This window comes from Pseudomonas sp. PS01303 (genome assembly GCF_029959385.1).
Classification (GTDB): domain Bacteria; phylum Pseudomonadota; class Gammaproteobacteria; order Pseudomonadales; family Pseudomonadaceae; genus Aquipseudomonas; species Aquipseudomonas rustica.
Genome location: NZ_JASCPK010000229.1, coordinates 1 through 5,731 on the forward strand (window position 1 = coordinate 1; position 5,731 = coordinate 5,731).

The following is a 5,731-nucleotide window of genomic DNA, read 5'->3' on the forward strand; positions in this document are numbered from 1 at the left end:
GCCGAAGGCTGCGATCTGTTGATCTTGCTTTAGGAAGATCAACAGATCGCAGCCTTCGGCAGCTCCTACAAAGGAAACGATTCAAGCTAACAGCCTCTGTGACGGCACCGAAGAGTCCGCGCAGTTCGGCTGTTTTTATTGCCTTGAAGAATGTGACGATGTTTAGAGTGTTGAGGGGTTTTATACATGCTCTGGTTTTGTGTGCGCAGTGCATATGGCGTTCAGGCTCCAGTCTGGAAACGATCAATTGCGATAAACAGACAAGGCACTGTGTTTGTTGCGGCGGCGGTGGGTGGGAAAGAAAAAGAGGTAAGTATTTCCACACTGTCAGAACGGATCCCGGTATTGCTGTGTTTTGATCATGTTTATGTGCCGATGGCGTGGATGGTTGAACACTTTCCGATGTGCAAGGCACGTTGTCGCGACATGGTCATGGCAGCATTAACTGCGATACAAAGAAACTTGAATTGTCGCGATGCCTGGTCTCGCGTCAGCTATTTCGGTGGGCATTATGGCGAGAGAAGTTACTTGGGGTATGCCTCATGAAACTCAGTATTTTCTGCAGTCTGTCCCTCGCAGTCAGCGGCGTATTAATCATTGAAAACTCATTCGCCGACTCGCGACAAAGTTGCGCCGAGCGCCGCGCTGAAATTATTCGCCAAATAGACCGTGCAGAAGCGGCGGATAACGTTTATCGCCAGGCCGGACTTGAGCAGGCGCTGGCCAATGTCGAGCGTTATTGCCGAGAGCCCTCTGCCGAGGATGATCATTCAAGAGCGATTCGCAAGGCCGAAGCCGAAGTGCGGCGCCGTCAAAACCATCTGAAAGCAGCGCGTCAGTACGGCGATGTGAAAGTCATCAAGAAGCACGAAGCCAGGCTCGAACGCGCCGAGGAAAAATTGCAGCGGCTTGTGGTTGAGTGACAGCCGCCGTTGTGAACGATGTATGTGGCAATGACCTCAGGAAACCTTCCAATGAAAACCGCAGTGATCTTCGCTTCAATCTTTACCTCAGCCATTTTGCTCACCGGCTGCACCGCCACCGATTGGGTACACGCCGCCGGTGGCATCATGGGCGCCAAAGACGATTACGACAAAAAGGCGCGCAATGATCGGATCAAACGCGCCAACGCGGCGGCTCGACGCGTTAAACCTTGATTTATGCATTTTTTATGCGCCTTTTATGCAATTTGGCATTTGTCTTGAGGTAAAACTTCAAGCACTATGCGCGTTATGCAAAAACGCAACGTAGCAACCGTCTTAAGAGCACTGCTTGATCAGCACGGGATCTCCCCCACGGAGCTTCACCGTCGCACCGGCGTGCCGCAATCCACTCTCTCGCGAATTCTCAGCGGGAAGATCGTCGATCCCTCGGATAAACATATCTCGAAGATCGCCGAGTACTTCGCCGTGAGCACCGACTTGTTGCGCGGTCGCGCGGATGCGCCGCCGGCGAGCGCTGGCGCGCGCAACAACGATGTGCACGCGGAACTCAAGGACATAAGCCTGTGGGACGACGACACACCGGTCGATGATGACGAGGTGTCGGTACCGTTTCTTCGCGAGGTTGAATTGGCGGCTGGATCAGGAAGATTCATCGTGGAAGAGAGCGAGCGCTCTAGTCTGCGCTTCGGAAAGCGCAGCTTGCGCCATAACGGTGTGCAATTCGACCAGGCCAAATGCGTGACCGTGCGCGGCAACAGCATGTTGCCGGTGCTGCGTGACGGCGCCACCGTCGGTGTCAACGCCGGCAAATGCGGCATTGGCGACATCATCGATGGCGACCTTTATGCAATCAACCACAACGGTCAATTGCGGGTGAAGCAACTCTATCGCCTGCCCACCGGTATCCGTTTGCGCAGCTTCAATCGTGACGAACATCCGGACGAGGACTACAGCTTCCAGGAAATCCAGGAAGAGCAGATCGTCATCATTGGTCACGTCTTCTGGTGGGGCATGTACGCCCGATAAGCAGATCGCCGTCAGATAGAACCCGCCCCTCAGCGGGTTTTTTTTCGCCTCGAAAAAGCCACCAAGACCTTTAATCACGCGGCTTTTCATGCGTTCTTGCATTTCTTGTGCATAAATAAATGCATTTATGCATTGACTGTATATGCATCCATGCATATTCTTGCCACCAAGCCGCTCGACAAAGCGGCTGGCAAGACAAGCTCTTTAGTTCGACAAGAACAGGCAGCGATGAACCGGCCTCAACGGTTCAGAGGGTTGGCAACTGACCCGGGTGTGCAGCGTAAAGCACCAGAAGCAGTTATCCGGCGGGCAGGGACCGCGGTCGGAAAAACAATCTGAATGGACTCGTACCGCGCCAGTTGCGCCGAAAAGTCAGCTTCCTTCTTGGTTACGGGAATTGAAGGGAGGCGAAGGAGCGCATTACTGAAAAGCCTGGCGGTTGACTGCCGGGCTTTTTGGAATGCCTATCTCTCGCAAGCCGGTCGGACTGTTGAAATTCCATCTATGGGACAGCATGAGAGATGGCGGGTCGCAGGTGGCAGGTGCGATTGGCATGACACCATGCACAAACAAAGGGACTTGCACATGCTAACGGAATGCAGATGTGGAAAGTGCAACAAGCTTCTGGCCCGGGCGGGACGGTATAGCGAAATACAAATCAAGTGTCCACGCTGTGGAACCTTGAATAACATGAAGACCGATGAGTCTCGAACAGCGCCAGAGAGCGGAAGTTGAGTAATACATGCTCGACTTCATCAAGTGCATGTTTGCACAAGATATTCGGAGATTGTCATGGCTGGTCCAATTCTGCTTGATACAAGTTTTGTATACCCTGATAACAAATATGACCCTGTTCGAGACTGGGGCAATGGCGGTGGTTACAACTTCATTCCTGGTAATTATGTCGGTATGCCGGTATTTACTTCGCATCAAATGAGCACGGTGATGGGACGGCTCAACACCTCCATCTCCTACACGGTTGCATTTACCAATGCGATTCTGAAGCCAGTGCAAGATCAGTATGCCGCGGACTCGCAGGCGTTGGCAGCATCCATTGAAACTCAACTGGCGGCGACGCGACTGGAATTTGGAACTAATAGTCTACCTCCCGTCGAAGCGGTAAAACGCGAGATGTCCGTCCGCCAGACACTTGTCACACGTAAGGCAGCGGCCTATCAGGCGGATGCCGCTACGGCGAATAGTTTCTTCGGCAGTGACCCGTTACCAAAAACGCAAAATGAAATCGCACTGAAGGCGTTTAATAATTTTGAAAAAGGCAAGATTCAGTATGCCGACTCGTTGAAGGCATGGGAGCGCTCCTATCGTGCAGCCTATTCAGCAAAGTTGCATGCCGATACGGTCACGGCGTTGAATACCCAATACACGTCTGTTCTTCGTTTTCTTGATGCTTTGCAACTGACGGAGAACCAGGCTGCCGTAAAAGAAGCCACCATGTGGGCAGAGATTCGTGCCTGGGGCGAAAAGCTGACTGCGCGACGCAATCCCATCGTCAATCAATACAACGCTGATGTCGCGGCTGTCGAACCCAAAGTGCAGTCCGAACTTGATGCCGAAAACGCAAGGATAGGACCTCTCCCGCAGCAAACGGCTGGTGAGTGGGTCAGCCGTGCATTGGCTGTCGTCAATGTGCTGTCGCAGCGCAAGTACGATTCCTTGAAGGCTTTGAATTTCGCGCTGTCGCAGTATCCCGGCGTGGATTTCAAAAATAGCGATCTGAAGGGTTTCCTCGAGCGGGCAAGGGACGGAAAACTGCCTTCCGATGCTGCTTTCGAGCACGAACTTTCATTGATCAGTACGGCGTATCGTGCCGACGTCATCACGCGGGAAATAAACAGCCTGGAGGGCAGACTGCCTGCGCTCAATACCGCGCAAGCCTATCTGGAGGCAGAGTCTTTGAAGGATGGTCTGAGCTTTCTGGCAGACACCAATGAGGAGATTCTGACTAAATACGGCGAGCGTATGAGTAAGGTTGCCCGTGATCTTCAGAGCAATATTTCCGGGAAGAAAATCCGCAGCTACAACGATGCCATGGCGACATTTGAAACGGTTCGCAGCAATCCGCGGGCAAAGCTCAGTGGCCAGGATTCCAAAGCCGTCGCCGATGCTCTGAAGGCACTGGATAAAGCCACTTTTGCAGCCAATTTGACGCGACTGGGTAAAGCCTTCGGCGTGGTTGGGAAGATTGTTCAGGGAGAAGCTATTCGACAGAAAGCAGTTTCTGGTTATGAGACCGGTGACTGGAAACCGTTGGGTCTCGAAATCGAATCGATGGCGGTCGGCACTGCCGCCGCGTCTGCAGCGGGAGCATTGTTGGCCGTAGTTTTGGCGCTCTTCGGTATCCCTGCTATCGTTTCCATTCCAGCAGTTGCAGTGCTGATGGCATTAATCTCTGCGTACATTGATGCGGCGAAAGTTGATGAAATCAATGGCTATTTTTTTAAATAGCATTAAGCCGGACTAGCGAAGTCTGTTAGACCGGAATTTGCCCTCGGTGTTTTCGCGCCGAGGGCACTGGTCAATAATAAGGGGGAGTCGTGAGGGTTTCAGGTAAACGCTTCATTAAAATGAAAATTCCGGTGGTCTTGCTCTTGCTGTCCTGGGCGCCTTTGTTTGTTTTTGCGTTCTTTATTTCTGACGATGCACGCAGCGGAATGTTTTCACTGCCCCGGTCAATAGTCGACGGCTATTGGCTGACAGGGGCTGGTTTTATTTCTTCAAGATTTTATACCCTGTCCAGTACTGTGGTTAATTATATAGGATGGTTGTCTCCATTTTTTTCTGTTTTGTTTACTTGTCTGGTTGTGAAGAACTCATTGTTCGAGGATGCCGAGTATGAGGAGAGCTCTCTTTTCAAGATGATGTCTTTGTTGGCGGGTTGGGTTCTTCTGATGATTTTGGTTTTTTGGATGCTTTATATGCGCGAAACTGATCTGGCTCATGCTCGCGCGCCCCTGTCTTTATTTGGTCGCAATCCGATCGCCTACATTCTGTTCTCATGCGGTGTTATGTTTTTATTGAATGTGATGGTGCTGTCGACGTATTTGCTCTTTCGGCATTTACCTGTCGTTATAGGTCATCGATTGAGCAAAAAGAATTCCCCGCCTCTGCAATGAGGCGCTGACAACCGAATGTCCTTCACAGGTAGATTAGAAAAGCTCGAAGTAAATTAACTGACGAGCTTTTTTGCGCGTGCTCTCTCCAGTCCAGCGCTCTCTTAAATCAAACACTTTTCACTCATCAAATCCTCAAGGAGGCGTGACATGACAAACGAGCAACAAGCATTGGCAGACATGCCGATCTGGCTGGTCATCCTCCTTGCCGTGGTGGGCGGGGTGTCCGGCGAAATGTGGCGCGCTGACAAAGAGGGCGCCCGTGGCTGGTCGCTGATGCGCCGCCTGGCCCTGCGCTCCGGCGCCTGCATGATCTGCGGTGTCTCGGCAATCATGCTGCTGTATGCCGCTGGCATGTCGATCTGGGCGGCTGGCGCTTTTGGTTGCCTGACTGCGATGGCCGGGGCCGATGTGGCGATCGGACTTTATGAACGCTGGGCGGCGAAGCGGATTGGCGTCTGCGAAATTCCGCCGCGCGATCCGCAGTAATTCTGCATTTTCTACAGCGCCTCAGTCCTGAAGTCGCTGCTTAAGACTGACCTGAAAACGCCGCAAATCCCTTGTAGGAGTGAGCCTGCTCGCGATAGCGGTGCCACAGTCGAACTTCATCTAACTGATCCACCGCAATCG

General features: G+C 52.3%; 8 protein-coding genes. All 8 read left to right on the forward strand.

The annotated features are described in order from the left end of the window. Positions 1–186 precede the first annotated feature (186 nt). The 8 genes from QMX93_RS29355 (at position 187) to QMX93_RS29390 (ending at position 5,590) form a co-directional block, all read left to right on the forward strand. Complete coding sequence (locus QMX93_RS29355; RefSeq protein WP_159813123.1) at positions 187–546, forward strand: hypothetical protein; 360 nt, start codon at positions 187–189, stop codon at positions 544–546. Further along, positions 543–923 (forward strand): DUF1090 domain-containing protein, encoded by a 381-nt coding sequence (locus tag QMX93_RS29360; protein ID WP_282359058.1) that lies wholly within the window; start codon positions 543–545, stop codon positions 921–923. The genes QMX93_RS29355 and QMX93_RS29360 overlap by 4 nt, the downstream gene beginning before the upstream one ends. 51 nt (positions 924–974) lie before the next feature. Continuing rightward, a complete protein-coding gene (locus QMX93_RS29365; protein ID WP_212545325.1) occupies positions 975–1,157 on the forward strand; it encodes a hypothetical protein in 183 nt (60 codons plus the stop codon). A gap of 75 nt (positions 1,158–1,232) precedes the next feature. Next, positions 1,233–1,970 carry an XRE family transcriptional regulator gene (locus QMX93_RS29370; protein ID WP_053117672.1) on the forward strand — a complete coding sequence of 246 codons (738 nt, stop codon included), beginning with the start codon at positions 1,233–1,235 and terminating at the stop codon, positions 1,968–1,970. Positions 1,971–2,555: 585 nt separating this feature from the next. Continuing rightward, on the forward strand, positions 2,556–2,705 hold the full coding sequence (locus tag QMX93_RS29375) for a Com family DNA-binding transcriptional regulator (RefSeq protein WP_159813172.1): 150 nt from the start codon (positions 2,556–2,558) through the stop codon (positions 2,703–2,705). A gap of 57 nt (positions 2,706–2,762) precedes the next feature. Next, the gene (locus tag QMX93_RS29380) at positions 2,763–4,436 is read left to right on the forward strand and encodes a colicin-like pore-forming protein (protein WP_159813129.1); all 1,674 of its coding nucleotides are present in this window, start codon (positions 2,763–2,765) and stop codon (positions 4,434–4,436) included. 119 nt (positions 4,437–4,555) lie between these two features. Then, the gene (locus tag QMX93_RS29385) at positions 4,556–5,104 is read left to right on the forward strand and encodes a hypothetical protein (RefSeq protein ID WP_282359061.1); all 549 of its coding nucleotides are present in this window, start codon (positions 4,556–4,558) and stop codon (positions 5,102–5,104) included. A gap of 147 nt (positions 5,105–5,251) precedes the next feature. After that, positions 5,252–5,590, forward strand: a complete 339-nt coding sequence (locus QMX93_RS29390) for a phage holin family protein (protein WP_053117676.1) — start codon at positions 5,252–5,254, stop codon at positions 5,588–5,590. Positions 5,591–5,731 lie beyond the last annotated feature (141 nt).